General features: G+C 39.3%; 31 protein-coding genes. 21 read left to right on the top strand and 10 right to left on the bottom strand.

From position 1 onward, the window contains the following. The first annotated feature begins 46 nt into the window (after positions 1–46). The 4 genes from NSQ17_RS09285 to NSQ17_RS09270 all read left to right on the top strand — a co-directional run bounded on the left by NSQ17_RS09285 (position 47) and on the right by NSQ17_RS09270 (position 5,143). Positions 47–1,591: a glycoside hydrolase family 43 protein gene (locus NSQ17_RS09285; RefSeq protein WP_342468057.1), complete on the top strand. Its 1,545-nt coding sequence runs from the start codon at positions 47–49 to the stop codon at positions 1,589–1,591. 41 nt (positions 1,592–1,632) lie between these two features. Next, positions 1,633–2,898, top strand: coding sequence for a glucuronoxylanase (locus tag NSQ17_RS09280; protein ID WP_342468056.1), 1,266 nt, complete (start codon positions 1,633–1,635; stop codon positions 2,896–2,898). Between the two features lie 131 nt (positions 2,899–3,029). Beyond that, positions 3,030–3,737, top strand: coding sequence for a response regulator transcription factor (locus tag NSQ17_RS09275; RefSeq protein WP_342468055.1), 708 nt, complete (start codon positions 3,030–3,032; stop codon positions 3,735–3,737). A 2-nt stretch (positions 3,738–3,739) separates the two neighbouring features. Beyond that, the gene (locus NSQ17_RS09270) at positions 3,740–5,143 is read left to right on the top strand and encodes a HAMP domain-containing sensor histidine kinase (protein ID WP_144680424.1); all 1,404 of its coding nucleotides are present in this window, start codon (positions 3,740–3,742) and stop codon (positions 5,141–5,143) included. A gap of 53 nt (positions 5,144–5,196) precedes the next feature. On the opposite strand, the gene NSQ17_RS09265 is transcribed toward NSQ17_RS09270, so the two are convergent. Next, positions 5,197–5,505 (bottom strand): DUF4870 domain-containing protein, encoded by a 309-nt coding sequence (locus NSQ17_RS09265; protein WP_024719064.1) that lies wholly within the window; start codon positions 5,503–5,505, stop codon positions 5,197–5,199. Between the two features lie 385 nt (positions 5,506–5,890). Here NSQ17_RS09265 and NSQ17_RS09260 point away from each other — a divergent pair, with 385 nt between their 5' ends. The 3 genes from NSQ17_RS09260 (at position 5,891) to NSQ17_RS09250 (ending at position 7,892) form a co-directional block, all read left to right on the top strand. After that, positions 5,891–6,292: a MerR family transcriptional regulator gene (locus NSQ17_RS09260; RefSeq protein ID WP_217967104.1), complete on the top strand. Its 402-nt coding sequence runs from the start codon at positions 5,891–5,893 to the stop codon at positions 6,290–6,292. Positions 6,293–6,318: 26 nt separating this feature from the next. Beyond that, positions 6,319–7,245 (top strand): alpha/beta hydrolase, encoded by a 927-nt coding sequence (locus tag NSQ17_RS09255; protein ID WP_045034793.1) that lies wholly within the window; start codon positions 6,319–6,321, stop codon positions 7,243–7,245. Between the two features lie 224 nt (positions 7,246–7,469). Continuing rightward, positions 7,470–7,892 carry a cytidine deaminase gene (locus tag NSQ17_RS09250; RefSeq protein WP_178896722.1) on the top strand — a complete coding sequence of 141 codons (423 nt, stop codon included), beginning with the start codon at positions 7,470–7,472 and terminating at the stop codon, positions 7,890–7,892. A gap of 43 nt (positions 7,893–7,935) precedes the next feature. On the opposite strand, the gene NSQ17_RS09245 is transcribed toward NSQ17_RS09250, so the two are convergent. The 3 genes from NSQ17_RS09245 to NSQ17_RS09235 all read right to left on the bottom strand — a co-directional run bounded on the left by NSQ17_RS09245 (position 7,936) and on the right by NSQ17_RS09235 (position 9,261). Next, positions 7,936–8,703: a pentapeptide repeat-containing protein gene (locus tag NSQ17_RS09245; RefSeq protein WP_342468054.1), complete on the bottom strand. Its 768-nt coding sequence runs from the start codon at positions 8,701–8,703 to the stop codon at positions 7,936–7,938. A 93-nt stretch (positions 8,704–8,796) separates the two neighbouring features. Next, complete coding sequence (locus NSQ17_RS09240) at positions 8,797–8,964, bottom strand: YdhR family protein (RefSeq protein WP_342468093.1); 168 nt, start codon at positions 8,962–8,964, stop codon at positions 8,797–8,799. A gap of 108 nt (positions 8,965–9,072) precedes the next feature. Continuing rightward, on the bottom strand, positions 9,073–9,261 hold the full coding sequence (locus NSQ17_RS09235) for a hypothetical protein (RefSeq protein WP_047946213.1): 189 nt from the start codon (positions 9,259–9,261) through the stop codon (positions 9,073–9,075). Positions 9,262–9,515: 254 nt separating this feature from the next. Here NSQ17_RS09235 and NSQ17_RS09230 point away from each other — a divergent pair, with 254 nt between their 5' ends. The 6 genes from NSQ17_RS09230 to NSQ17_RS09205 all read left to right on the top strand — a co-directional run bounded on the left by NSQ17_RS09230 (position 9,516) and on the right by NSQ17_RS09205 (position 14,116). After that, entirely contained in the window at positions 9,516–10,685 is a 1,170-nt protein-coding gene (locus NSQ17_RS09230) for an NAD(P)/FAD-dependent oxidoreductase (RefSeq protein ID WP_342468053.1), read from the top strand. Between the two features lie 63 nt (positions 10,686–10,748). After that, positions 10,749–11,408: a TetR/AcrR family transcriptional regulator gene (locus NSQ17_RS09225; protein WP_342468092.1), complete on the top strand. Its 660-nt coding sequence runs from the start codon at positions 10,749–10,751 to the stop codon at positions 11,406–11,408. Between the two features lie 162 nt (positions 11,409–11,570). Next, positions 11,571–12,221: a PAS domain-containing protein gene (locus tag NSQ17_RS09220; RefSeq protein WP_342468052.1), complete on the top strand. Its 651-nt coding sequence runs from the start codon at positions 11,571–11,573 to the stop codon at positions 12,219–12,221. Between the two features lie 11 nt (positions 12,222–12,232). Further along, complete coding sequence (locus NSQ17_RS09215) at positions 12,233–12,607, top strand: RidA family protein (RefSeq protein ID WP_017367342.1); 375 nt, start codon at positions 12,233–12,235, stop codon at positions 12,605–12,607. A 72-nt stretch (positions 12,608–12,679) separates the two neighbouring features. Continuing rightward, positions 12,680–13,783: a threonine synthase gene (locus NSQ17_RS09210; protein WP_342468051.1), complete on the top strand. Its 1,104-nt coding sequence runs from the start codon at positions 12,680–12,682 to the stop codon at positions 13,781–13,783. 78 nt (positions 13,784–13,861) lie between these two features. Further along, positions 13,862–14,116 (top strand): hypothetical protein, encoded by a 255-nt coding sequence (locus NSQ17_RS09205; protein WP_342468050.1) that lies wholly within the window; start codon positions 13,862–13,864, stop codon positions 14,114–14,116. A gap of 62 nt (positions 14,117–14,178) precedes the next feature. Here NSQ17_RS09205 and NSQ17_RS09200 read toward each other — a convergent pair whose 3' ends face one another. Beyond that, positions 14,179–14,523, bottom strand: a complete 345-nt coding sequence (locus NSQ17_RS09200; RefSeq protein WP_039167768.1) for a helix-turn-helix domain-containing protein — start codon at positions 14,521–14,523, stop codon at positions 14,179–14,181. A 123-nt stretch (positions 14,524–14,646) separates the two neighbouring features. On the opposite strand from NSQ17_RS09200, the gene NSQ17_RS09195 reads away from it, so the two are divergent. After that, positions 14,647–15,228, top strand: coding sequence for an NAD(P)H-dependent oxidoreductase (locus tag NSQ17_RS09195; RefSeq protein WP_203144357.1), 582 nt, complete (start codon positions 14,647–14,649; stop codon positions 15,226–15,228). A 371-nt stretch (positions 15,229–15,599) separates the two neighbouring features. On the opposite strand, the gene NSQ17_RS09190 is transcribed toward NSQ17_RS09195, so the two are convergent. Continuing rightward, a complete protein-coding gene (locus NSQ17_RS09190) occupies positions 15,600–15,932 on the bottom strand; it encodes a hypothetical protein (RefSeq protein WP_342468049.1) in 333 nt (110 codons plus the stop codon). Continuing rightward, positions 15,901–16,179: a TetR/AcrR family transcriptional regulator gene (locus NSQ17_RS09185; RefSeq protein WP_342468048.1), complete on the bottom strand. Its 279-nt coding sequence runs from the start codon at positions 16,177–16,179 to the stop codon at positions 15,901–15,903. The genes NSQ17_RS09190 and NSQ17_RS09185 overlap by 32 nt, the downstream gene beginning before the upstream one ends. Before the next feature lie 226 nt (positions 16,180–16,405). On the opposite strand from NSQ17_RS09185, the gene NSQ17_RS09180 reads away from it, so the two are divergent. The 4 genes from NSQ17_RS09180 to NSQ17_RS09165 all read left to right on the top strand — a co-directional run bounded on the left by NSQ17_RS09180 (position 16,406) and on the right by NSQ17_RS09165 (position 19,278). Beyond that, positions 16,406–17,050 (top strand): NAD(P)H-binding protein, encoded by a 645-nt coding sequence (locus NSQ17_RS09180; RefSeq protein WP_342468047.1) that lies wholly within the window; start codon positions 16,406–16,408, stop codon positions 17,048–17,050. Between the two features lie 127 nt (positions 17,051–17,177). Then, on the top strand, positions 17,178–17,798 hold the full coding sequence (locus NSQ17_RS09175; protein ID WP_342468046.1) for an NAD(P)H-dependent oxidoreductase: 621 nt from the start codon (positions 17,178–17,180) through the stop codon (positions 17,796–17,798). Between the two features lie 125 nt (positions 17,799–17,923). After that, entirely contained in the window at positions 17,924–18,637 is a 714-nt protein-coding gene (locus NSQ17_RS09170; RefSeq protein WP_342468045.1) for a DsbA family oxidoreductase, read from the top strand. 188 nt (positions 18,638–18,825) lie between these two features. Further along, positions 18,826–19,278 (top strand): VOC family protein, encoded by a 453-nt coding sequence (locus NSQ17_RS09165; RefSeq protein ID WP_039167759.1) that lies wholly within the window; start codon positions 18,826–18,828, stop codon positions 19,276–19,278. A 237-nt stretch (positions 19,279–19,515) separates the two neighbouring features. Here the strand turns inward: NSQ17_RS09165 and NSQ17_RS09160 are convergent, their stop codons facing one another. Then, positions 19,516–20,070, bottom strand: a complete 555-nt coding sequence (locus NSQ17_RS09160; protein WP_024719077.1) for a sugar O-acetyltransferase — start codon at positions 20,068–20,070, stop codon at positions 19,516–19,518. Positions 20,071–20,072: 2 nt separating this feature from the next. After that, entirely contained in the window at positions 20,073–21,236 is a 1,164-nt protein-coding gene (locus NSQ17_RS09155) for an isocitrate/isopropylmalate dehydrogenase family protein (RefSeq protein WP_342468044.1), read from the bottom strand. A gap of 77 nt (positions 21,237–21,313) precedes the next feature. Here NSQ17_RS09155 and NSQ17_RS09150 point away from each other — a divergent pair, with 77 nt between their 5' ends. The 3 genes from NSQ17_RS09150 (at position 21,314) to NSQ17_RS09140 (ending at position 23,183) form a co-directional block, all read left to right on the top strand. Further along, entirely contained in the window at positions 21,314–22,486 is a 1,173-nt protein-coding gene (locus tag NSQ17_RS09150) for an MFS transporter (RefSeq protein ID WP_282747255.1), read from the top strand. Positions 22,487–22,680: 194 nt separating this feature from the next. Next, positions 22,681–23,028: a hypothetical protein gene (locus NSQ17_RS09145; RefSeq protein ID WP_008343786.1), complete on the top strand. Its 348-nt coding sequence runs from the start codon at positions 22,681–22,683 to the stop codon at positions 23,026–23,028. Positions 23,029–23,057: 29 nt separating this feature from the next. Next, on the top strand, positions 23,058–23,183 hold the full coding sequence (locus NSQ17_RS09140) for a hypothetical protein (protein ID WP_008343787.1): 126 nt from the start codon (positions 23,058–23,060) through the stop codon (positions 23,181–23,183). Between the two features lie 53 nt (positions 23,184–23,236). Here NSQ17_RS09140 and parC read toward each other — a convergent pair whose 3' ends face one another. Next, the gene (parC, locus tag NSQ17_RS09135) at positions 23,237–25,678 is read right to left on the bottom strand and encodes a DNA topoisomerase IV subunit A (protein WP_282747253.1); all 2,442 of its coding nucleotides are present in this window, start codon (positions 25,676–25,678) and stop codon (positions 23,237–23,239) included. Positions 25,679–25,680: the final 2 nt, after the last annotated feature.

The following is a 25,680-nucleotide window of genomic DNA, read 5'->3' as shown; positions in this document are numbered from 1 at the left end:
CCTAAACCCCAATATCAGGAAGATGAAAACAGGAGGAAATGACACGATGAGGACGAGGATGAAGTGCAGCGTTTGTTTATTGATTTTCACTTTGGTACTGAGTTGTTTGCCGGTATATGAAGCGAATGCGGCAAGCACTCCTATTGCCAAACAAGTAGGAAATGCAAACCCGCTCATTGATCATCACTTAGGAGCAGACCCGTTTGCACTTACCTATAACGGAAGAGTGTACCTTTATATGTCGAGTGATGACTATGAATATCAAAGCAACGGAACGATTAAGGACAATTCATTTGCAAATCTGAATAGAGTATTCGTCATCTCTTCGGCGGATATGGTCAACTGGACCGATCACGGAGCGATTCCAGTTGCGGGGGCAAATGGGGCAAATGGCGGCAGAGGCATTGCCAAATGGGCAGGCGCATCATGGGCCCCATCAGCAGCGGTAAAGAAGATCAACGGAAAGGATAAATTTTTCCTTTATTTCGCTAACAGCGGCGGAGGGATAGGTGTCCTTACAGCAGACAGCCCGATCGGCCCATGGACTGATCCGATTGGAAAACCACTCGTTACGCCAAGTACACCTGGCATGTCCGGAGTTGTATGGCTTTTTGATCCGGCCGTATTTGTAGATGATGACGGTACTGGTTATCTATATGCCGGCGGAGGCGTTCCAGGTGGTTCCAATCCAACGCAGGGACAATGGGCAAATCCTAAAACAGCAAGAGTTTTGAGGCTAGGTGCTGATATGACAAGTGTGGCCAGTAGCGCATCCACCATTGATGCTCCTTTTATGTTTGAAGACTCAGGGATGCATAAGTATAACGGAACCTATTACTATTCCTATTGCATCAATTTTGGCGGCTCACATCCTGCTGATAAACCACCTGGTGAAATCGGCTATATGACGAGCTCAAGTCCGATGGGACCCTTCACGTATAAAGGACACTTTCTGAAAAATCCGGGTGCTTTTTTTGGTGGCGGCGGTAACAACCATCATGCGGTATTCAATTTTAAAAATGAGTGGTATGTGGTGTATCATACGCAAACCGTTAGCTCTGCATTATACGGAAGCGGCAAAGGCTATCGCTCTCCACATATTAACAAGCTTGTGCATAATGCAGATGGCTCCCTTCGAGAAGTAGCAGCCAATTATGAAGGAGTGAAACAGCTATCTAATCTGAATCCATATCAACGTGTTGAAGCTGAAACATTCGCTTGGAATGGACGCATTTTGACAGAAGCCTCGTCAGCACCCGGAGGACCAGTGAATAACCAGCATGTCACCAATATTCAAAATGGCGATTGGGTCGCTTTAGGGAATGTAGACTTTGGTTCAAATGGCGCTAGAACATTTAAAGCCAATGTCGCATCGACAGTAGGCGGGAAAATAGAAGTACGCCTTGGCAGCGCGAACGGCAGACTGGTCGGTACACTGAATGTCCCTTCCACCGGTGGAACACAAAACTGGCGGGAAATAGAAACATCGATTAACGGCGCATCCGGAGTGCACAACGTATTTTTTGTCTTTACCGGAACAGGCGGGGGAAATCTATTCCAATTTGATTCTTGGCAGTTTACTCAAAGGTAGCGAATAAAGGTGCTTAAATGTTTGATAGAGGAGTGGGGAATTTGATGTCAAGTATAAAAAAACCAATGCTTGCTTTATTGGTGTGTTTCACCATGCTGTCTGTCATGTTCATAGGCCCCGGAGTAACTGAAGTATCAGCAGCTGACGCAAACATTAACCTCAACGCAGAAAGACAAGTGATTCGTGGTTTTGGCGGAATGAACCATCCAGCTTGGATTGGTGATTTGACAGCACCACAAAGGGAAACCGCCTTTGGCAATGGACAAAATCAGTTAGGGTTTTCCATTCTTAGAATTTATGTAGACGAAAACAGAAACAATTGGAGCAGAGAAGTCGCGACGGCCAAACGAGCGATCGAGCATGGTGCTCTAGTCATTGCTTCCCCTTGGAATCCTCCAAGCAGTATGGTTGAAACATTCAACCGGAATGGATCACCTGCCAAGCGGCTTAAATACAATCAATACGCAGCATATGCTCAGCATCTGAATGATTTTGTCACTTACATGAAAAACAACGGAGTCAATCTTTATGCGATTTCTGTTCAAAACGAGCCCGATTATGCACACGAATGGACATGGTGGACACCTCAGGAAATCCTGCGATTCATGAGAGAAAATGCCGGCTCCATTAATGCACGTGTGATTGCACCAGAATCCTTTCAATACCTTAAGAATATCTCAGATCCTATCTTAAACGATCCGCAGGCGCTTGGAAATATGGACATTCTCGGCGCTCATCTATACGGAACCCAAATTAGCCAGCTTCCGTACCCTCTTTTCAAACAAAAAGGGGCAGGGAAAGAGCTATGGATGACAGAGGTCTACTATCCGAATAGTGATAACAATTCAGCGGACCGCTGGCCTGAGGCATTAGGGGTATCAGAGCATATTCACCATTCAATGGTGGAAGGGGACTTTCAGGCGTATGTGTGGTGGTACATCCGGAGATCATACGGTCCTATGAAAGAAGATGGAATGATTAGCAAACGTGGATACAACATGGCGCACTTCTCCAAGTTTGTGCGTCCAGGGTACGTCAGGATTGATGCAACGAAAAGCCCTGAACCGAATGTTTTCGTCTCAGCCTATAAAGGAAACAATCAGGTCGTCATTGTCGCGATTAATAAAAACAATGCAGGGGTCAATCAACACTTCGTCGTGCAAAATGGCTCTGTTTCTCAGGCGTCTAGATGGGTGACGAGCGGCAGCAGCAACCTTCAGCCTGGAACTGACTTAAACATATCAGGAAATCAATTTTGGGCTCATCTCCCGGCTCAAAGTGTGACAACATTTGTGGTCAAACGCTAAAGAAACACGAAAAGCCAATTTTCTCATTAAAAAAGAAAATTGGCTTTTTTCTGTGTAAATAGAAAGTTGATTTTTCACGACGTCAACACTTTGGGTATAATAATAACAATGACTTCAGGAGAGTGATCATCATGCCAAAGGTTCAAAGCAAAGTATTGATTATAGATGACGAAAAAGAAATTTTAGAATTAATCCATACCGTATTAACAAGAGAAGGCATTGACCAGGTGTTAACAGCTTCAACTGCCCGTGATGGGCTCACGCAATTTCATCAAGAACAACCAGATCTCGTCATACTGGATATTATGTTGCCAGACGGAGAAGGCTACGATATTTGCAAACAAATCAGAGATGTCTCGCATGTTCCGATTATCTTTTTATCAGCAAAAGGAGAGGAATCAGACAAAATTGTAGGACTTGCCATTGGCGGTGATGATTATATTACAAAGCCGTTCAGTCCAAAAGAAGTCGCCTACCGTGTAAAAGCCCAGCTAAGACGGTCATCCTACTTACAGCCTTCTCAAGCGGAGCCCGTGATCAAAAAAGGCCCATTTGAGTTAAACGAGCAGCAAGCCGAACTGACGAAAAACGGAGCGGCGATTGAGCTCACTCCGAAAGAACTTATGTTGATGACTTATTTCTTGCAGCATCCGAATCGCGTAATCAGTAAAGAAACGCTTTATCAAACGGTTTGGGGAGAGGATTTCTTCGGTTCTGATAATACGGTAATGGTTCATATACGAAGACTGCGGGAAAAAATAGAAAATTCCCCATCTACACCAGAATTTCTCGTGACGGTCAAAGGGCTTGGCTATAAATTTGTTGTAAAGGATGCGTAAAGATGAAATGGCGATTAACAGGCAGATACATGGTCTCTGTCATTATCGTGACCATTATCACGGTCTTTATTAACTTATTTGGATTCATGATATGGCTTGTACTACAAGCAAGCAGTCAGCAAAACGAAGGAAATACGCCGGAAACCTTCACAAGAACATTTGAACAATACATCACCTTGTCTGATCAAAATATCACTGTGAGTAAAGAAGGACAGCAAGCCTTAAAACAACAAAATGCGTGGATTCAAATATTAGACGATAATGGACAAGACGTCTATCATGCATTAGCACCTAAAGGCTTAAAGAGCAAATACACACCTATAGAAATTGTAAACTTACATAAATATAAAGATAAGCAATTGATGTCGACGATCTATGCTGGGGGGAAAAATGGAAAGGGTAAGGAATACAGCTACTTCATCGGATTTAAGGACCCTTCCATCGGAAAATATTTATTTTCTTTTGATACGAAAGAATTAATATCGCAATTCAATATCGGGACGATGATTTTATTATCGATTGATGCCATCATTGCCTTATTCATTGGATACTTATTCAGCCGGCAACTCATCAAACCGCTCGGCCGTGCCATTTACGGCATCCAGCGGCTCGCAAACGGAGATTATACGACGAATCTGCCAACTAAGGGAATATATAAAGATGTGTTTTATAATGTCAATCACTTATCCGAGCAGCTCGCTTCAAGTCAAAAAGAAAAAGACAAATTAGAGCAAATGCGGGAAGAGTGGATCAGTCATATTTCTCATGATATTAAAACACCATTATCCTCTATTCAAGGCTATGCAGAAATCATGAAAGATCCAAATTATTCTCTTTCAGAACAAGATATCAGACATTACGCTGACATCATTGAGAATAAATCACTGTACATCAAAGATGTGATGGAGGATCTAAATTTAACAACAAGGCTGAAAAATAACGACGTGATGTTGCATAAAGAGCTTGTGAACATTGTACCCTTGCTGCGTGAAACGTTAATTGATATCCTCAACGATTCGAGATATGCAGATCAGACCATTGAGCTACAAACGAATGTAGACAAGCTCATGCTGAATATTGATACGATCCTCATACGAAGAGCGGTCACCAATCTCATTTTAAATGCCCTTGTTCACAATGATGCTGATGTGAAAATCATTGTACAGCTTGAACAAAAAGAACATACCCACATCACCATTCAAGACAACGGCAAAGGAATTGAAGAGGCAGAACTAGAAAAAGTGTTTGACCGCTACTATAGAGGGACGAATACAGGAGGGACACATGCAGGCTCAGGTCTTGGAATGGCGATTGCAAAAGATATCATCCAAAAACACGGGGGAGATATTACAATACAAAGTATGATAGGAGAAGGAACAACGATTGATATCCAATTACCCGCTTGAGCGGACACACAAAGAAACGGTTCTGCTTCATCACAGAACCGTTTTTCCATCTATTATTCTGAAAACACTTTAATGCCTTTCACAATGTTCCAAATGAAGAAGTAGATCGCCACAAGGAATGTCACAGCATACGTTGCAATTAAGAACGGACCAGCATGACTGATATCGTTCATGCCAAGTAAACCTGAACCGGCAATCCCAAGACCGAAAATCAAATAAGGAATAACATGCGTCCATAGTGACTTTTTCGCATGATACTTTACTTCATCCTTTCCTAAGAAGTAGACGATAATCGGAAACAGAAACGGTGCAAAAAAGATGCTGAAGTAACATAATGAAGACAAAATTTTATTTTCTCTCAAAGCTTTTCACCTCTATGATTGATTTAGAAGAGGGGACCCATTTGACTCATCCCTCAATTCCTTACAAACTCATTGTACAACCTCAACCTTAACTCGTATTAATCCGAACCTTACAGCAACCTTAAATATGTTAAACCTTAAAATGATGATCGATATTTCCATTTATTTTTTCAGAAAAAAAGTTGACTTCACCCCCTCTGAATCTACAATCAGTAAAATCGAACCATTTGAAGATGTTCTACCCGGATGTTCAAGCTAGAGACCTCTTCGCTACAATCATTTGATAACAAAAGTTAGCCGAAAAATGTTTCACCTTGACCTTGAAGTATAGTTCAACCTTTATAATGTACATATAGTAAAACAAAATAATAAAAAAGGAGTAACGATGGAGTTGATGACTAGAGGAGAACTTGCCAAAAAAACAGGAGTGAGTCCTGCCGCAATTCGTTACTATGAAGAGCACAACATATTACCTGCTCCAAGACGACGTTCAAACGGTTACAGATTCTATACAGACGACTATGTTGTGAAAATTCAATTGATCAAAGATGCGAAAACGCTCGGTTATTCATTAAAGGAAATAGCTGAAATTATGGAAATGCTAAGTCAAGACATAGACCTTGATACCCTAAGACAAATTGTCCATCTTAAACATGAAGAAATTGAAAAAAAAATTAAAAGCCTTCGTCTCATTCAAGACCTTTTATCTAACTTATTAAAAACCCCTGAAAAAAAAGTACAAGTCTACCTGGAATCATTTCGTGTTCCAAAGCAGGATGATCAATAAACCTATTGAGTGAAGGAGAGAAAAAAATGAGTGTAGAAATGTATCATGGTGAACGTTCTAAAGAAAGTATTCAATTTGAAACATTATTCGCTTCGCAAAGTAATAAAGAGAGTTTTTCCAGTATCGAACAGACAAAAAAATTTCTTGAGCAAAAAGGAATTGAAAATACGCAGCCTTATGCCATTGGGGATGATGTGAAGTTAATCAGTGAGGTACAAGAGCAGACATTCGAAGGCATGCAAGTTTTCACATTGAATGAACAAGCATCACAAAATCAAAAAACCATTCTCTATCTACATGGTGGTGCGTGGACAAATCAGCCTTTGAATGTCCATTGGTGGTTTATGGATAAAATGGCGCAATCACTAGGTGCGAAAGTAGTCGCTCCTATTTACCCAAAAGTACCTCATTATAGCAACCAGGATACGTATCCGAAAATGCTTAACCTATATAAAGACCTTCTGAAAACTGCCGGAAGTGCCAATCAATTGACGATCATGGGAGATTCAGCTGGAGGAAACATCTCACTTGGTCTTGCGCACCTTTTAAAGAAAGAGGATCTGCCGCAGCCGAAGGATATCGTGTTACTATCTGCGTGTGTGGATATGAGCATGAGCAACCCTCTCATATTTGAATACGCAAAAAAGGATCCGATTCTAGGTCATGAAGGAATGGAAGTCATCACAAAAATGTGGGCAGCTGATCAAAGTCTCACAGACCCATTGATTAGTCCCATTTACGGTGACTTTAAAGGGCTCGGGAAGATCACTCATTTTATCGGAACACATGATATGTTATATCCAGATGCCATAAAACTTGATGAAAAACTATCAGAACAAGGAATGGACATCAAAACCTTTGTTTATCCTGAAATGCTACATGTGTTTGTTGTCATGCCAATTCCTGAAGCGGCAGATGCTCTGAAGAAAATCATTCAAGTGATCAATCGTTAGGGATTCAGTTCACACCTAGAAAGGATACATGTTCTGGTGTAAATAGGCGAAAAGGCTGCTTACTTGAAAGCAGCCTTTTTCAATTGAATATGAAATACATTCAGAATGGCAATTCACTACAGATTAAACGGTCTTTTGGCTGGTTAGTAAAGGAGAGTGAAGTTCAGTTCATCACCTCATGTTTGGTATAATACATACGAGCAGTGAGGCGAAAGGGGAACGCAATGAAAACGTTTGATCTATCACAAGAAGATATCGAATTAATAGACGAAGCAAAAAAGAAGATTACCAGTCTTTATGAAGATGACAAGCATCATGTAGGGGCAGCGATCCGCATGAAAACAGGAGAAATCATATCAGCTGTCCATATAGAAGCCTACATCGGACGGGTAACTGTTTGTGCAGAAGCCATTGCGATTGGCAGCGCTTTATCGAATGGATACAAAGATTTTGATACAATTGTTGCAGTGAGACACCCTTATTCAGATGAAGAAGATAGAAGAATCAGGGTAGTCAGCCCTTGCGGCATCTGCCGAGAGCTCATTTCAGACTTTGGGCCAACATGTTTTGTCATTCTTGATATGGATGGGGAGCTGGTCAAGGTGAAAATCGAAGAACTCATTCCGCTCAAATATACTCGAAACTGATGTACCACATAAAGATAAAATAGGAAAAGGGATGTAGCAAACGTTACATGTGATCCTTGCTACATCCAAGATGACTGAAAAAGCGTTCAACAAAAGCGGCCCCATGTATGTTCTCCATATATTTCGTGTTAAAAATATACTGTTCCATTTGTTCAAGCTTCCGCAGACTCCGCACTAGTATTTTCCGATCATCGTCAGAAAGAGTAAGATCATCATCTACCTTCTCTAAAGCCTTTTTCACACGTGCAGATACATGTTCAACATATAAATGGTGTTTGGATGCTGGCGGAATACATGCCGCTAGGTCACAGCCTATAAAACGAACACCATCAAGGGTGCAGTTTTCAAAATTGGCGATCAGCTTTTGTTTGCCATTTCCCTCAAACGTTATATCTATTAGCTTACCAGCAAAGGTACAATTGACGATGTTCGCTGCCTGTAAACCACGGTCATTGAATCTACAATTAGAGAAAGTACAATCGATAAACGTAGCATTCTCCAATGTCATTCCCCTCATATCGCAGGAAGAAAATTCGCAATTGGTGAAGACGGCTTCGTTATTGCCAATGCCCACAGAGCGCAAGTCTGAATGACTAAAAGTACAATGATCAATCGTACTACCGGCAAAAAATCTCGCATTCGTCAGATCACACGTATCAAATACAAGATGATCCAAGTGACAGCTCCAAAAAATAGGAGAATGAACATTTGAGTTGATGATCGTCATTCTGCTGATTGTTTCGTTTTCATACCTGGCAACATCAGAAAATGTTTCGTTGTCTACTGATATACCAGACTCAAGTCTTCTCATCGCTATCACCCCATCATTTCTTCAGAATTTTTCACAATCATGATGTCCATTCAGCCAGTTCATTTTCTCTTAGCGCTTGTCTTTGACTCAAGATTATATCACAAAACGATATGCGTTTAATGGACCTTTTGTGATATGAGGAATGTCAGAATTCATATTAAAGATTTTCGCATTGATGTCTGTTATGCCAAAGCTAGTGATTCGTTTAGCGTGCATATCGTGATATGTTTCAGCGGTTTCTTTTGTTTTGAATAAGTAGATTCCCTATCGGGGTCAGCTTGTATACATTCTTTGACTGAACACTAAGGTAAATCACAAAAACCTAAACAAAATCCACCGTCATAAACAATGGGTATTTGTTTAGGTTTTTTAGCGATTGAATCGTTTTCGAAGAACTAGGCATGAGACAGCGAATACTACGAAAGCGCCCGCTGATCCAGCAGCAAACACCAGCTCAAATTGTCCCGGTTTCGGTTTGAATAACAAAGGGACTGAAAGAATGAGCGCAGCACCACTAAAGCTTAATCCTAATATCAACATGGCCAATAATTTATTCATAGAAACACCTCTTACACTTAGAGTGAGAACAATGGAGACCTACTGATCTAAGTATCATTGTTATGATTCGACAACCTTTAACCGTCCTAAATGGAGTGTATCATATGATGGTAGGCGATTGTTTTTTTCATGAAAACACAATCGTACAACAAACAATTTTAAACGAACACTGTTCTTTACGAACGGTGTTCGTTATAATATAAATGAAATGAAATTTAAAACGCTTTCCATAAAAGGATGAGGAGATGCAGAAGATGACGTCATTATCTAAGAATCAAAAGCAAATCGCTATCATTGGAGGAGGACCTGGGGGACTAACACTCGCCTTAATTTTGCAAAATTACGGTATACAAACAACCATCTATGAACGGGAGATGCATGACAAGAGCCTTGAACGAGGGGGCTCACTGGATATTCACGAAGAAACAGGTCAAAAAGCCTTAAAAGAAGCAGGAGTTTATAAGAAATTTCAAAAGAATGCTCGCTATGAAGGGGAAGATTTCCGATTACTTGATAAATCAGGAAGAATTTATTTAGATGAAGAAACGGAATCAGATCAAATAGGTACTCGCCCGGAAATTGATCGTGGTGTGTTATGTGAACTACTATTAGAACAAATTGATGCTGAAACCATCAAATATGGATATAAACTAGAAAGATGCGTTTCATTAGAAAGTGGTATGACCGAGCTTCATTTTGAAAACGGAGTTGTCGAAACAGTTGACCTTTTGATTGGGGCTGATGGTGCTTTTTCTCGTGTGCGTCCTCTGTTAACAGATATTGAGATTGAATACTCTGGGCTCACGATGCTAGAACTGAATGTCATAAGCGTAGAGGAGAACCACCCTGATTTAGCTGAATTTAATAAACGAGGTAAGATGTTTGCTTTGGCAGACCACAAAGGACTGATTGGGCAGTTAAACGGAGATGGCCGAATCAAAGTGTACGCAAGCTTCATGGTAGAACGCAATTGGATCGAGACTTGTGGTATACCGTTTCATCAAGCGAAAGAAGCAAAAGAACAATTATTAGCGTTATTTAGTGATTGGGATGATCAGCTGAAAAACTATATTCGTTATGCAGAAGATGCCATCATTCCAAGGCGGATCTATACGCTTCCTACCGGTTTTAAATGGAATCGTCATAAAGGAGTAACGCTTATCGGTGATGCAGCTCACGTCATGTCGCCATTCGCAGGCGAGGGTGTGAACATGGCGATGTTTGATGCAAGGGAGCTAGCACTTGCTATTGTCCGACATCCTCATCATATTGAAAAGGCGATTGAAGAATATGAAGACATGATGTATGAATATTCATCGGAAAAAGCGCATGAATCGGAGAATAGTTTAAAACTGTGTTTTTCAAAAGACGCTGCGGTCAAGCTTGCAGATATGATGAATTCTTTTCAAAAGGATGATGATTGATGCTCAATTTACTATTTTACTTCGACATGTTATAAAGAGAGTATGAACAATTCAAATCGTCGTATGATCAGTCGCCGGTCTCGGCCGGCTAAAGAACCCTTAAGCCGTGAGCTGATTGTGAAAACAGCCTATGAGCTTCTTAAGGAGCAAGGAATAGAGGGCATGAGTATGCGTAAGGTGGCTAAAGCATTGGATACGGGACCTGCATCCTTGTATGTCTACGTGAACAATGTTCAAGAACTCAGTGCTTTCGTTTTGGATTATGGTCTCGGACAAATGGTTTATCCAGATTCAGAGGATGGCACATGGAAAGAACAGTTATTCGACATATTGCATACTTATTTCCTACTGCTATTCGAAAAACCGGGTCTCGCTGAAATTTCTCTTTCCACCATTCCACAAGGAACGAACTTTCTTCAGTTGACCGAACGTATTCTGGCTGCATTGCATGAAGGCGGGATCAAATCTACATCCGCAGCATGGGGAGTAGACCTATTGCTGTTATACGTATCTTCTGTAGCTTACGAAAAGGTCTCTTGGAAGAAACAAGGCTCTTCACAGATTTCAGACACAAAAAAAGCATTTCTTCAAGCAGACAAAATGCAGTTTCCTTTCATTCATCGTGTAAAAGAAGAAATGTTTGCAGGTGATACCGTATCAATGGAACGGTTCCGATGGGGAATTGACGTTATTTTGTATGGAATCCAGCAGGAAGACAATTAGAAAGGAGCATTAGCAAAAAGCAGTCAATGGCTGCTTTTTTTATGTGGTGATTTTCATATTTGTGATCTTGTGAGCATTACAATATATAAATAAATCTATATATTGTTTTTATATATAAAAAATTATATAATCTAGTGGAATAAAAAAATGAGGTGCTTAGGCATGGAACATATTAAAAAGTTATTAGAGAGTTATATTCCTTTAGCAAAATCTACTGCAAAAATGTTTGGACCAAATTGTGAAGTGGTGATTCATGATTTAACGAATCCTCAAGCATCTGTCATGTTTACAGTAAATAACCATGTGACAGGAAGAGAAATCGGCCAATCATTTGATCATCTAGTAAAGACTGTATTACAATCAGAAGATTTTAAAGAAGATTATCTGGCTGGTTATACATTTGTAACAGAAGATAAGCGTACGATTCGTTCTTCGACTTCATTAATACGTGATTCAAAGCAAAAAGTGATCGGTGCTTTCTGTATCAATTTTGATGTTGAAGCACTGAATCAAATGCAGCAATTTATGGATACTTTTCTTACTACACAGGTGGAAGCTCAAGAGAAAGAAACAACATCAAATGATGATCTTGAAAATGTGGAAGAAATAGTAAATCAATTGATTCAACAAATCATTCAAAACAGTGTTCACCCAGTCATGAAACGTCATGAAAAAATTGAACTAATCAAATTTATGGATGAAAAGGGCATTTTTTTAATGAAAGGATCTGTTGAGAAGGTCGCATCTATGTTAGGTATTTCCAAAGTAACCGTCTATAGCTATTTGGATGAAATCAAAAATAAATCGAGGTAAGGAGTGTCAAAATGGAAAGCATACTCGAGGTAGGAAATCTAAAATCAAACGGACACTATGCATTCGCAACCATTCATCAAAACACGGTCTATGTGTCAGGACAATTTGCCATCAATCCTGAAACGACAGAAAAAGAGTTCGGCCCCATTGAAAAAGAGACATTACAAGCGCTTAAGAATGTAGAGATGATTGTAGAGGCTGCTGGAAGTCAAAAAGAAAAGATTTTGCGCATGACATTATACATTTCAGATATTGAATTATGGGACAAAGTAGATGCGGTTTATACCGAATTTTTCGGTGAACATAAACCAGCTCGTACGATTGTACCAACGAATGAATTACATTTTGGTTTCAAAATTGAAATGGATGCCATTGCATATATTTAGAATATTTTTTTGACCACCCTATATAAAAAATTATATTTTGTATAAAAAAATATTCAAAGGGGCAGATGAAGAATGAATCAATTAAGTTGTAACCATTGCGGGAAAAAATATGAGATGACACCAACTCTATGGAAATGTGATTGTGGTGGAGTATTAAATCTAGTGAAAGATACCCCGAAAATAGACGTCACAGCTTGGGATCACTATCCAAATTCATTATGGCGTTATGTTGAAACCATGCCATTTCCAAAAGGTTCTAAGACGTGGGAAACTGTGACAATGGGCGAGGGCCAATCTCCTTTAATCGTTCTAGATCCTAATGAGCCAAACACTTATGTAAAAGTTGATTATATGATGCCGACACTATCATTTAAAGACCGTGGAGCAGCTGTGTTAATGACAAAAGCTAAGGAATTAGGGGTAACAAAAGTCATTGCTGATAGCAGCGGGAATGCAGGAACGGCAATTGCTGCGTATGCGGCGCGTTGTGGTATTGCCTGTGACATCTATCTAAGTGATCAAACATCACCTAAAAAAGTCGCTCAAATAAAAGCCCACGGAGCAACGATTAAAGAAATTCATGGTACACGAGAGGACATCGCAGCTGCGGCCCAAAAGGCAGTAGACGAGGAAAACGTTTTTTATGCAAGCCATGTCTATAACCCTTATTTTTTCGAAGGTACAAAAACATACGCCTATGAAATCTATGAGCAACTAAAAGGAGCACCGGATGCTTTAATCATTCCGGTTGGAAACGGCACTCTGCTGCTCGGTGCGTATTATGGCTTTAGAGAGTTATTCGAAAATGGTCTCGTTCATAAAATACCGAAAATTATTGCCGTACAAGCAAAGAACTGCGCACCACTTGTGAAAGCTTTTCAACATGCGGAGGAATCAGCAACGCCTGTGACAAATAAAGGGACTGTAGCAGAAGGGATCGCTATTGCTGCCCCAGCGCGTTCTAAACAAATTTTAGAAGCTGTATACAAGACGAATGGTACGTTTATTGATATTGAAGAAGAAGAAATTATACATGCACGCTCTAAACTCAGTCAGAAAGGATTTTATGTCGAAGTGACATCTGCCATCAATTTTGCTGGCTACATGAAATATCAAAAGGAATCAGAAGAAACCATTATCATACCTCTTTGTGGGGCAGGGATTAAATCAAAATAACCTTAGGACTCTGGTAGAATAGAGCGTTGCGTGCCTCGTTGTCCTATTATAGGTTCAATCAGGAGTAATATTTGCGAAATGAATTTAGATGAAATGGAGGGATTTGGCGGGGACACACCCTTTGAAAACTTTACAGATGACATCATTCCTTTGCTGAATCTTTCGGATTCTGATAGTTACTTAATGCCAGATGTTTGTAAGACCGTTGCAGTTAGATTACGTCAACTGATTCACAATTGGCCTGATGATGATATAGATAAAAAGAACGCTCTCTATCTGGCAGAAGGAATGGAGTTAGCGCATCAACAAAATGAGCCAATCGGATTGATATAAGATGAGAAGAAAGCTACTTTAGAAAGTATGTTTAAACCGTAGTAGCTTTCTTTCCACTCTACCTAATTATTTTTCATTTGTTCCTCTCCCCAATAACATATCTCATCTAATACAGGCATCAGTGATAAACCCTTTTCAGATAAACTATATTCTACTTTTGGAGGCACTTGGGGATATTCTTTACGATGAATTAAGTGATCCGCTTCAAGCTCTTTTAGTGTATTGGTTAATGTTTTAAAAGAAATCGTTCCGAGCTTACGTTTCAGCTGATTATAGCGAACAGCACCATCGTTTGAATATAAAGCATACAGAACTGGCATTTTATATTTCCCACCAATTAATGACAAAGTATACCCAAAACCAGTATCTTTTAGCTCAGCTTTCGTCTGGAAGGACTCCTCATTCATTTTATACTCTCCTTTGGGTTAGTATCGCACTTTGATTACCGTACTTGTAGTATGTTATAGCACACAATAAAATGAATGTACATCAAAAAATGATGCAAAACTCAGAAGAAGGGTGAATGAATAATGAAAACGATTGTCTATGCACATCCTTGGGATGGAAGTTATAATCATGCCATTTTGACTTCCATAACAGAAAAATTAGAAACAAAGAAAGAACCGTTTCAAGTGATCGATTTATATAAAGATGGATTTAATCCTGTTTTTACAGCTGAAGAATTAAAACATTTTCATAAAGGAGAAACGCCTTATCCATTAGTGAAGGATTATCAAGAAAAATTAAAACAGTCAACAGAATTGGTATTTATATTCCCTGTCTGGTGGTGGGATTTACCTGCTATTTTAAAAGGATTTATTGATAAAGTGATGTTAAGGGGTTTCGCATTTACGGAAGATCAACACACTGGTGCTTTGAAAGGTTTATTGACAAATATAAAAAAAACAACCGTGATCTCAACATCTACAACAGATAAGGATTATATTGAATCGGAAGCTGGAAATGCCATTCAAAGCGTTTTTATTAACAGAACACTAGCTGATTTGGGATTGAAAAATGAATCCACGAAATGGATTCATTTTTCTAGAGTGAACTTAACAACAGATGAAAAGAGAAAGCAATTTTTAAAAGAAATATCCCAGAATATTTGATTTACAGTACAACAAATAAGGCCCATCTTCTACGACCGATTTAATTTCTTGAGAAGGTCGTAGAAGTTTTGAAATTTGAAAGAGGTGAGATTTAGACAAACAAAAGGATAGACTTGTACAAGAAGGTAAATGTAGATCCATTGTATGATCTGATAAACAATAGTCGTATAAGAATCCCACTATTTAAAGTAAGCTTTATAACTTTAGTGCTACACGTTTCAGCAGACTCTTTATCACCAGTCATTTAAGCAACAACAAATCGAGCCTGCCTAATTGACCTCTTGCACTCCTCCAAATACCCCATTATTTAAATCCATACCATTTCTGTGTTATAGCACTGCCGGCTCAAGCAGATTGTTAACATCATTTCATTAAAGAAAATACTGACTCATACCATTTCTAAAGATAGGCAGTGTCTTAGTCACTAGCTCTTCTGATGAAATAAGTCTTCCATCCTTATTCCATGTGTATGCAGCTCCGTATATCCCCCAACTTAGCATAGTAGATAGGGTTGTTACCATTTGTTTATCCTCTAATTCGATGATGTTGTTAGTTCCTTTTAGCATAAGATCAGCTATTAGTTTCTGTAACTCCTCTTTAATTTTACTTTCGATAATAGTTCCTAAAGAATGATAACCTTTGGGACATAGGTCGCTTATCTCTTTATGGTGATCACACAAAAATATTTGCAATGACTTTTTCATTGAATCCATCGTGATCATTGAGTCTTTTTTTCAATTTGTCTGTAAATGTATTGGTGATTGTAGAATGTAACAAATCAAATTTATCGTCAAAGTGCGCATAAAATGTAGCCCGGTTAATAGTAGCCTTTTCTGTGATATCACGTACCGTTATATGGTTGAAATCTTTTTCACTAGCTAACGAAAGAAAAGAGTCTACAATCAACTGTCTTGTACGAAGGATTCTCGGATCTTTTTTTGGCATAATCATTTTTTCTTCTCCTTTTAGGGTTCATCATCTTGTCTAAAAACGACAATACATATAGAAGTGTTGCGTAAACTACATATTGGCTATTTTGGTTATTGTTTATTATTCTTTTTCATCTTATCATCAATTATACAACGCGCGTTGCTTAAATAACACATGTTATCACGAAAGATTTTTGATCAAGGAAATCATTGTGATCATTCTGAATAACAAAAGGAGATAGACGACCATGAATATCACTATTTTTGGGGCAACTGGTGCAATCGGTCAACTTTTAACACAGTTTGCATTAGAAAACGGAGATTTCGTTACGGTATATGTTAGAAACCCTGAGAAAATCAAGCAAAAGCATTCGAATTTACGCATTGTAACGGGTGAACTAACGAACACTTCAGCTATTGAAACGGCAGTTTCAGAAGCTGATGTCGTGATAAGCACCTTAGGTCCCGGCATTGATTTGTCTCGAAAACAAAAAGGTACACCGATCGCCGACGGACATAACCGAATTGTCAATGCGATGAAGAAATTCACCAAAAAAAGGTTGATTACACTCGCGACGCCAGCCTTGCAATCTGAAGACGATAAGAAAAGCTTATCGACGATATTGCCAAGAATATTGCCTAAACTTCTCATGCCAAATGGTTATGCCGAAATGAAGAAGATAGGAGAACTGATTAAACAATCGAACCTGGATTGGACAGTCGTTCGAATCATTAATCCTAATATCAAATACAACGGGCAATCTTACGGTTATTCATTCGGCGATCAGCCAGCTAAAATGTCCGTATCTAGGGAAAATGTCGCTAAACTCATGTATGACGCTGCTAGGCAACCCCAATTAATCGGAAAAATGCCCATTGTTTATAATCATTAAATGAGCTTTTTGTATGAGGTTGTTGATTCAGCAGAAATTATAGGAATCATTTAGAGTCATACCAAAATATTGCGTGTGAATTCTTTTTATAAGTATTCAAAATCAAAATCATAAAGGGGAAATGATCATGTCAAAAGTATTATTTGTTAAAGGAACACCTCAAAGTGAGGAACAATCAAGAAGTACGCAAGTTGCTAGAGCATTTATCAATGAATATAAGGAAGTAAATCCAACAGATGAAATAATAGAAGTAGATGTCTATTATGCAAATGTGCCATTAATCGATGCTGATTTTTTAACTGGACAAAAGAAGTTAAGAAGTGGGGAAGTGCTAACAGATGTTGAAGCACAAAAAATAGATGCAGTGAATGCATTCACAAAGCAATTTATGGAAGCAGATAAATACATCATTCAGTCTTCAATGTGGAATTTAGGAATCCAACCTTTATTAAAAGCCTATTTTGATACAATCATGAGTGCTGGAAAAACGTTTAAATATACATCAGAAGGTCCAGAAGGATTGATGAAAGGGAAAAAAGCAATCCATATTCATGGAATGGGAGGATTTTATTCGCAGGCAATTGGAATGGAACATTCCGATTCTTACGTAAGAGGTGCGCTGAAGTTTGTTGGAATTGAAGTGGAACCAACGATTTTTGTTGAAGGTATTGACTATGATCCAACTAAAGAAGAAGAAATTGTTACTTCAACAATTGAAAAAGCAAAAGCGGTAGCACGAACGTTTTAAAAAAAGCATTGGTGGGATTAGTTAAAAAGATTTTAATTAACATCATCCCAGCTCGCACGTTCAAAAGCGTAATAAAGAAGAATGGACAAGATACATTCATCAAAATCATAAAGGGGGAACATAGGATGAAAGTAGAAATTTGGTCTGATTTTGTTTGCCCGTTTTGTTATATTGGCAAACGTCAATTTGAAATAGGGTTAGAACAGTTTGAACATAAAGAAGAGGTCGAAGTCTTATTTCGACATTTTCAATTAGATCCATATGCGGAAAAAAATACAGGAATGGATATCCATCAAGTATTATCCTCTAAGCATGGTGTCCCATATGAAAAAGCAAAAGTACTGAACAATCAATTGAAACAGAAAGCAAAAGAGGTTGGGTTAGATTATCAATTTGATACAATGATTCCTACAAATTCATATGATGCACTTCGTCTTTCTTATTATGCAAAAGAGAAAGGGAAGATTCGGGAGTTTATGGAGCGTATTTTGAAAGCTCATTTCACGGATTCACTAGATATCGGTGATCACGCAACACTTGCTCAACTTACAAGTGAAATAGGGCTTGATGGCAACGAAGCTATGGATGTTTTATCAAATGATCAATATAGCGAGAATATTGCAGCTGATAGAGCCGAGGGATCTAAAATTGGGATTCAGGGCGTGCCCTTTTACGTTGTGAATGATAAATATGTCATCTCAGGAGCACAACCTAGCGAAGTGTTTTTAGAAACATTACAACAGGTATGGAAAGAAGAGTACGCGAATCGTAAGGTTGAAGAGCATAAATTAGAGTCGTCGCTCGATGATGATTGTTCAGATGGAACATGTAAATTTTAATGGATATTCAAAAAAGATTCAGAAATCACAAAAGAATATTATAGTATTTCAAGGCACAGGTATTGTTGTTCTAAATCTTGCAGTAGTGCCAACACCACTTGACTTGTATTGAACCTAATTGGTGCTCGTGTGATATACCACTTTATTATGAATCATTTACTTCCAAAAAATCAAAGGGGTTTAGCGATATGAAAAATACAATTTTCCAAGGCACAATCGAGCATTCAGGATTTGTAGTACCCGATATCGAAGTAGCAGTTGAATTCTTCACTCATATTTTGGGTTTTGAAGTCTTGTTCCGGCCAGGACGGATGCAGTTTGAGGACGATAGTTTAAAAAGATACTTTGGGGTTCACGAACAGTCAATTGTAGAAGGGGCGGCATTTTTGCAATATGGCGGTAGAAAGATCGAACTGGTTCAATGGTCGACGCCAGATCAACAGAATGTTCACCTAAAACCCAGTGATATCGGTGTAGCCCATCTAGCTATTACAGTTACCAATATAGAAGAGGCTTTAAAATATTTTGCAGAACAGTCTGATGTTAAAGTTAGAGAGCTGAGCCCTCTTGGATTTTTCTATATCACAACTTCATGGGGGATGGAGATTCAAATAATGGAATTACCCCAAAAACCTTTATGACCTATTTTTGAAACAGTTTGCTGAGACTGGAAAATAGTGCTGCGTTTGAGTCAATTGAATATAAAATCTAATAATAAAGAGGATCAAGTCAAAGGTTCTCTTTTTTATCTAGTTTACATAATATATATTCTAGGAAGTTAAACAACAATTGAATTTTCTTTGTCTCATTATTAAGTATACTTATCTTATTGAGATAAAACAAAAAATGAAAAATCCAACGGTTGATTCGTCAGATTTTCATTCCTCTAAATGTTTTAAGATTTTTGCAGGATTCCCGCCAACAATCACATTTGACGGAACATCTTTTGTCACAACGGCTCCTGATGCAATGACAGCATGATCTCCGATTGTCACACCTGGATTGATAATGGCGCCGCCGCCAATCCATACATGATGTCCAATTGTGACTGGTTTGCCGAATTCAATACCTGTTTGACGTTCTTCTGGATTTAACGGATGTCCAGCTGTGTATATATGTACATTCGGACCTAACAAACAATGATGTCCAATTGTAATCTTGCAAACATCTAATAACACAGCATCAAAATTTGCAAAAAAATGCTCGCCAACCTCGATATTGTATCCATAATCACATTGTATTCTGCCTTCAAATACCACATCTTCTCCGCAAGCGCCTAAAAGCTCCTTTAAAATGGCCTTTCTCTGTGATGGCTCATTTGTTTGCTGATAGGCAAATGTCAATTGTCGTGCTTTTGCTCGATCTGCCATCAATGTGTGATCATTTGGGTGATAGTATTCTCCCTTGATCATCTTTTCTTTTTCTGTTTTCATGTTCATCTCCCTTTTATTGAAAATTCATTCATCGTTTGAATGAATGCCTCGGTGAATTGTGTCGTCGTCTCATTTCCTCCTAAATCCTTCGTTTTCAAGTTCTTTTTTAAGGCCTCAGCAAGAATATGTTCGATCAGACTGGCTGTCTGTTTTAATCTTTCATCTTGATATTTCACATGTAGCCAGTTACAAAGCATCACTGTAGACAGAATCATGCCCATTGGATTGGCGATATTTTGACCAGCTATATCCGGTGCTGAACCATGTGCCGCCTGTGCCATCGCTTGATTTTCGTTGCAATTTAATGAGGGTGCCATTCCTAAACTGCCGACTAGTTCCCCTGCAAGATCAGATAAAATGTCGCCAAACATATTTTCTGTCACAATCACATCAAAATCACCTGCACGTCTCACTAAATGAGCAGCCATCGCATCAATATGAATATCCTCAACCTCCACTTGTGGATATGCTTTCGCTACCTCTTGACATGTTCGTAAAAACAAGCCAGATCCTAATTTGATCACGTTCGCTTTATGAACAATGGTGACTTTCCCCCTCCTCTCCACTGCACGTTGAAAAGCTGCGTGGGCAATACGGGTAATTGCTTTTTTTGTAAACACACCTGTAGATATGGCGACATCTGGTGTAATCATCCACTCTCCTGTCCCCTGATACATATTCCGGTCTGGATAAAAGCCTTCTGTATTTTCTCGAAAAATGACAAGGTCGACGCCATTGGCAACGCTTTTCACACCTGGCAGCGATTGCGATGGACGAATATTTGCAAATAAATCAAATGTATGACGCAGTTCTCCACTTGGATTTCTTCTTTCTTTCAATTGATCAGGATATGAAGCTGAATCATGAGGTCCTAATATCCAGCCATGGCATTTTTTCAAGGCGGCTATAGTAGAAGCTGGCACTGGATCTTGATGAGAATGAATGGCTTCAGCACCGATAGGACACTCTACAAATTCCACAAATGGTTCATTGAACTGTGACAACGCTGTCTTTAAAATACGCATACTAGAATCAACAATTTCCGGTCCAATCCCGTCTCCCTTTAAAATACCTATTCGATATGACATATGTATCGCCCCTTTTGTCTTTATTCTATCAAAGAATGATGAAGTTGGAATATTTTCTTCATGATGATCCTCCCTCATGTTATTTACGAATCAAGAAGTCTCCTTTATAATCGAGTAGATTTGTTCTGTATGACTACATAGATATGAGGGATTAGATGAAATTAAAGTGGTATAAAGCGATTATTGTTATTTTTACGATGTCTGGGATCTCCATCTCCACTTGGTTTTCAAGAACACCAGAAGTGAGAGATTTATTGCAAGCAGATACAGGCACAATGGGACTCATTTTACTCGGCTTATCTGTAGGTTCCATTGTCGGGCTGATTCTTTCCAATGTATTCGTTCGCAAAAAAGGCGGCCGAGTGGCGATTGTGGTCAGCGCTTTTTTGATGTTTATTGGTTTCTCAACCCTTGCAATCGGCGCCGCCCTCTCTTCTACGCTGATTGTCACTGCTGGTCTTTTTCTTTTTGGTTCAGGCTCAGGCATGTGCAATGTAGCCATGAACTTAGAAGGAACGGAGATTGAGTATCAGATCAAGAGAACGATCCTGCCGATTTTGCATGCTTCTTTCAGTATTGGAACGTTAATTGGTGCAGGTGCCGGAATACTCTTTATTTATTTAGGTGTGTCTGTCCTCATTCACCTTCTCACCATTGCACTCCTTTTCTTTCTCAGCATCCTGATTTGTACACGGTTTATTCCGCACGGGACAGGAAAAGATCCGGATGAGACGCAGACAGAATCAGTTGAGGCTTCTCAAACATCATGGCTGAACAAACGGACGATCTCATTAGCGATGATTGCCTTATGTCTCGCATTTGTAGAAGGTTCTGCAAATGATTGGATTCCACTAGCAATGGTTGATGGCTATCAGGTTTCTCATTCAATGAGTACGGTCATCTATGCATTATTTTTGTGCGGGATGATTAGTGGCAGATTACTGAGCGGACGTTTCATTGATCGCTTTGGCAGGGTGCTGTTGCTAAGAGTCGCGATCTTATCTGCTGCCGCCGGACTATTCTTGGTGATTTTAAAGATTTCACTCATTGTGTGTATGATATCTATCTTTTTATGGGGAATTGGCGCGTCCTTAGGCTTCCCGCTGACCATTTCAGCAGCTGGTGATGATAGCCGCTATGCTGTCAAACGTGTCAGTATCGTCACTTTATCTGGGTATACAGCCTCTCTATCAGGGCCCCCTGTTTTAGGACTGCTCGCCAATCAAGTCGGTCTGCTTCATGCGTTTATTTTTGTTCTGTTTGCCATTTGTATTGCAGGAATCTTTACAAAAGCTGTTGCAAAACCGACATCAATACATTCTTTTTGAAAAGTGCCAGATCTTTGATCTCGGTACTTTTTTAAATTTAATAAATAAAATTGAAACCTTTCATGAAGTGAAACAGTCCTATAGATGTCTTGATGTTTATCGCTTTTTTAAAGAGGGAAAGTAAAAAAATAAGACTTTTCAAATAACTGAAAACGTGGTAAGATCATGAAAATAAACAGGAAGGGGTGAGAAAAATGAAAAAAAATATGCTTTTAAAATTAGCAGTCTTATTCATAGCACTTGCAAGTTTTCATTTGTTCTCAATGCCTCATTCCGTTCAGGTATACCATCATGCAAAGGTGGTTGCTGATCAAGAATCACATGAAATGAAAATCGTTCAGACAGCAGGCGATGAAAAGAAACAAAAACATGTGAACGCAGTATTTGCGGCATTTACAGCACTGCTAGTCATTGGCAGTATGGCAGCTGGATTTGCACGCATCACTTATACTGATCGATTTGACCGGAAAAAGAAGCATTTACTTGCAGTGTTCTACCAGTCTTCGAATTTCCGAGTAGCTCGTGTTAACCCAACCATTTAAATCAAACAAAAATTGGGAGGTTTTACACGATGTTATTTTTCTTAAGAGTATTCATTCTAGGTCTATTCTCTGTCACTTCACTTTCTCTTTTCGTTTACCAAGGAATTGAAGTAGTGCATGCCATCACAAGCATGTTTGGCAATCACGAGAGTTAAATTGACCTCAATATAAAAAACCCCCTGCGTAAGGCAGGGGGTTTTCGTTTTGCTTATTTATTGTCATCTTGGTCAGATGCAGCAGGTGATAAAAGAACTTGAGTTACTTCTCCCTGCTCTTCCTCATCTAAAATAAACGATCCATTGCTATAACGATCATTTGCCCTTAGTGTGGAAATATCGAGCGGGATCGTGGCACCCTTTTCCGTATCAATCTCAAGTGTATCGTGCAGTGAAGCAGCAATCACAGCAACAATTCTGTGAGGGTTTTTCTTTAATTCTCTTAGCATGATCACTCCACGTTTTGCTCTTGATGTCTTATCAAATTCAGAGAGGTTCATCCGCTTCACAGCACCTCTTTGTGTCGTAAGAACAAGCACATTGTTCTTCGGATCAATGATTTGTCCAGAGACCACCTCGTCTCCGTCCTTCAAATTGATGCCTTTCACACCAGCCGCTCTCGGACCGACCACACTCACTTCTTCTTCATCAAACCATAATCCATAGCCATTTTTCGTTGCAATAAACAATTCTTGCTGACCTGTTGTGACATGAACATCTACAAGTTCATCATCACCTTTTAAATTCAAGGCGACAAGCGGTTTTGAATAGCGCTGCGCTTTATATTGGAGAAGCTCTGTTTTCTTCACCATACCGCCTTTTGTAAAGAACAAGAGATACGATGATTCATCGAATTCTTTAATTGGGATCGCTTTTTGAATGGTTTCATCGCGATCAATCGAAATAATATTCGTAATGTGCTGCCCCATGTCTTTCCAGCGTATATCTGGCAACTGATGAACTGGACAGTAAATGTAGCTCCCTTTATTCGTAAATAGCAGAAGAACATCTGTTGTATTCATTTCAAACTGGTGAATCAGTCGGTCTGTATCCTTCATACCGAAGTCCTTACCGTTTGATGCAGCATAGGAGCGCTGGCTCGTCCGTTTGATGTATCCATCCTTTGTGACTGTGACGTACACGTCCTCTGATGCGATCATCACTTCAAGGTTAATCTTAATTTCTTCAATTTTTTCCTCAATGACGGATCGTCTTTCTTCAGCATACGTCTTTTTCAACTTCTTCAAGTTGTTCGTAATGACTTTAAACAGCTTCTTCTCATTCGCTAAAATGTCTTCAAGCTCTGCAATTCGCACGTCAAGCTCTCTTGCTTCGTCTCTTAGTTGAGTGATATCTGTATTTGTTAAACGATATAACTGGAGAGAAACAATCGCTTCTGATTGTGCTTCTGTAAAATCATATTTTTCCATCAAATTGTTTTTCGCATCACGTTTATCATTAGACGAGCGAATCGTCGCAATGACTTCATCTAAAATGGAAAGAGCTTTAATTAACCCATCTACAATATGATGACGTTCTTTTGCTTTTCGAAGCTCGTATGCTGAGCGGTTCGTCATCACTTCTTTTTGATGAGCAATGTAAGCGTCTAGTACAGTTGTAAGCGTCATTAAAGTCGGTCTTCTGTTATGTATCGCGACCATATTAAAGTTATATGGGATTTGCAGATCAGAATTTTTATATAAGAAATTCAAGACACCATTCGCATCCGCTTCTTTTTTCAGCTCTACAACAATCCGAAGGCCGGTACGGTCCGTCTCATCCCGAACTTCAGAGATTCCTTCTACTTTTCTTTCAATGCGGAACTCGTCCATCTTTTTGACAAGATTGGCCTTATTCACTTCATAAGGAATTTCTGTGATCACGATTTGCTGACGTCCACCGCGGATGGTTTCAATCTCCGCTTTTCCGCGAATCATAATCTTTCCTTTTCCTGTTTCATATGCCTTCTTAATACCATCCACACCTTGAATGATCCCGCCTGTTGGGAAATCTGGCCCTTTGATGACTGTCATTAAATCTTCAACCGTACAATGCGGCTGTTCAATTCGCTTAATCACGCCATCAATCACTTCTCCTAGATGGTGCGGCGGAATATCAGTCGCATAACCGGCTGAAATCCCTGTTGACCCGTTCACAAGAAGGTTGGGAAACATCGCTGGTAAGACAACAGGCTCTTTGCTTGTATCATCAAAGTTCGCGACAAATTCGACTGTCTCCTTGTCGAGGTCTTTTAAAAGCTCTGATGCAATTGCAGAAAGCCTTGCTTCCGTATAACGCATGGCAGCAGGAGGATCTCCGTCGATACTCCCGTTATTTCCATGCATCTCAATCAGCACATTTCGCACTTTCCAATCCTGGCTCATTCTCACCATTGCTTCATAAACAGAAGAATCACCATGCGGATGATAGTTACCAATTACGTTACCGACTGTTTTGGCAGCTTTACGGAAGTTTTTATCTTGTGTATTTCCTTCTGCATACATTGCATATAAAATTCTTCGTTGTACAGGCTTTAATCCATCACGTGCATCTGGAAGTGCACGATCTTGGATAATATATTTACTATAGCGACCAAAACGGTCCCCAATCACTTCTTCTAACGGTAAATCATGAAATCGTTCTTGTTGTGCCATGT

Origin of the sequence: Bacillus sp. FSL W8-0629 (assembly GCF_038593225.1) — a bacterium.
In the GTDB taxonomy this organism is placed as follows: Bacteria; Bacillota; Bacilli; order Bacillales; family Bacillaceae; genus Bacillus; species Bacillus altitudinis.
The sequence above is the reverse complement of the archived record's forward strand: the minus strand, read 5'-3'. Positions and strand labels throughout refer to the sequence as shown.

Bases quoted from the DNA above. Each gene is read 5' to 3' on its own strand.
- NSQ17_RS09200 (WP_039167768.1), bottom strand. From the start codon at position 14,523: ATGAATGAGGAGTCCTTCCAGACGAAAGCTGAGCTAAAAGATACTGGT.
- NSQ17_RS09270 (WP_144680424.1), top strand. From the start codon at position 3,740: ATGAAATGGCGATTAACAGGCAGATACATGGTCTCTGTCATTATCGTG.
- NSQ17_RS09275 (WP_342468055.1), top strand. From the start codon at position 3,030: ATGCCAAAGGTTCAAAGCAAAGTATTGATTATAGATGACGAAAAAGAA.
- NSQ17_RS09140 (WP_008343787.1), top strand. From the start codon at position 23,058: ATGTTATTTTTCTTAAGAGTATTCATTCTAGGTCTATTCTCTGTCACT.
- NSQ17_RS09255 (WP_045034793.1), top strand. From the start codon at position 6,319: ATGAGTGTAGAAATGTATCATGGTGAACGTTCTAAAGAAAGTATTCAA.
- NSQ17_RS09185 (WP_342468048.1), bottom strand. From the start codon at position 16,179: ATGATTATGCCAAAAAAAGATCCGAGAATCCTTCGTACAAGACAGTTG.
- NSQ17_RS09145 (WP_008343786.1), top strand. From the start codon at position 22,681: ATGAAAAAAAATATGCTTTTAAAATTAGCAGTCTTATTCATAGCACTT.
- NSQ17_RS09225 (WP_342468092.1), top strand. From the start codon at position 10,749: ATGATCAGTCGCCGGTCTCGGCCGGCTAAAGAACCCTTAAGCCGTGAG.
- NSQ17_RS09260 (WP_217967104.1), top strand. From the start codon at position 5,891: ATGGAGTTGATGACTAGAGGAGAACTTGCCAAAAAAACAGGAGTGAGT.
- parC (WP_282747253.1), bottom strand. From the start codon at position 25,678: ATGGCACAACAAGAACGATTTCATGATTTACCGTTAGAAGAAGTGATT.
- NSQ17_RS09220 (WP_342468052.1), top strand. From the start codon at position 11,571: ATGGAACATATTAAAAAGTTATTAGAGAGTTATATTCCTTTAGCAAAA.
- NSQ17_RS09160 (WP_024719077.1), bottom strand. From the start codon at position 20,070: ATGAAAACAGAAAAAGAAAAGATGATCAAGGGAGAATACTATCACCCA.
- NSQ17_RS09285 (WP_342468057.1), top strand. From the start codon at position 47: ATGAGGACGAGGATGAAGTGCAGCGTTTGTTTATTGATTTTCACTTTG.
- NSQ17_RS09190 (WP_342468049.1), bottom strand. From the start codon at position 15,932: ATGAAAAAGTCATTGCAAATATTTTTGTGTGATCACCATAAAGAGATA.
- NSQ17_RS09180 (WP_342468047.1), top strand. From the start codon at position 16,406: ATGAATATCACTATTTTTGGGGCAACTGGTGCAATCGGTCAACTTTTA.
- NSQ17_RS09195 (WP_203144357.1), top strand. From the start codon at position 14,647: ATGAAAACGATTGTCTATGCACATCCTTGGGATGGAAGTTATAATCAT.
- NSQ17_RS09210 (WP_342468051.1), top strand. From the start codon at position 12,680: ATGAATCAATTAAGTTGTAACCATTGCGGGAAAAAATATGAGATGACA.
- NSQ17_RS09235 (WP_047946213.1), bottom strand. From the start codon at position 9,261: ATGAATAAATTATTGGCCATGTTGATATTAGGATTAAGCTTTAGTGGT.
- NSQ17_RS09245 (WP_342468054.1), bottom strand. From the start codon at position 8,703: ATGAGAAGACTTGAGTCTGGTATATCAGTAGACAACGAAACATTTTCT.
- NSQ17_RS09230 (WP_342468053.1), top strand. From the start codon at position 9,516: ATGACGTCATTATCTAAGAATCAAAAGCAAATCGCTATCATTGGAGGA.
- NSQ17_RS09155 (WP_342468044.1), bottom strand. From the start codon at position 21,236: ATGAGGGAGGATCATCATGAAGAAAATATTCCAACTTCATCATTCTTT.
- NSQ17_RS09170 (WP_342468045.1), top strand. From the start codon at position 17,924: ATGAAAGTAGAAATTTGGTCTGATTTTGTTTGCCCGTTTTGTTATATT.
- NSQ17_RS09150 (WP_282747255.1), top strand. From the start codon at position 21,314: ATGAAATTAAAGTGGTATAAAGCGATTATTGTTATTTTTACGATGTCT.
- NSQ17_RS09205 (WP_342468050.1), top strand. From the start codon at position 13,862: ATGAATTTAGATGAAATGGAGGGATTTGGCGGGGACACACCCTTTGAA.
- NSQ17_RS09175 (WP_342468046.1), top strand. From the start codon at position 17,178: ATGTCAAAAGTATTATTTGTTAAAGGAACACCTCAAAGTGAGGAACAA.
- NSQ17_RS09215 (WP_017367342.1), top strand. From the start codon at position 12,233: ATGGAAAGCATACTCGAGGTAGGAAATCTAAAATCAAACGGACACTAT.
- NSQ17_RS09250 (WP_178896722.1), top strand. From the start codon at position 7,470: ATGAAAACGTTTGATCTATCACAAGAAGATATCGAATTAATAGACGAA.
- NSQ17_RS09165 (WP_039167759.1), top strand. From the start codon at position 18,826: ATGAAAAATACAATTTTCCAAGGCACAATCGAGCATTCAGGATTTGTA.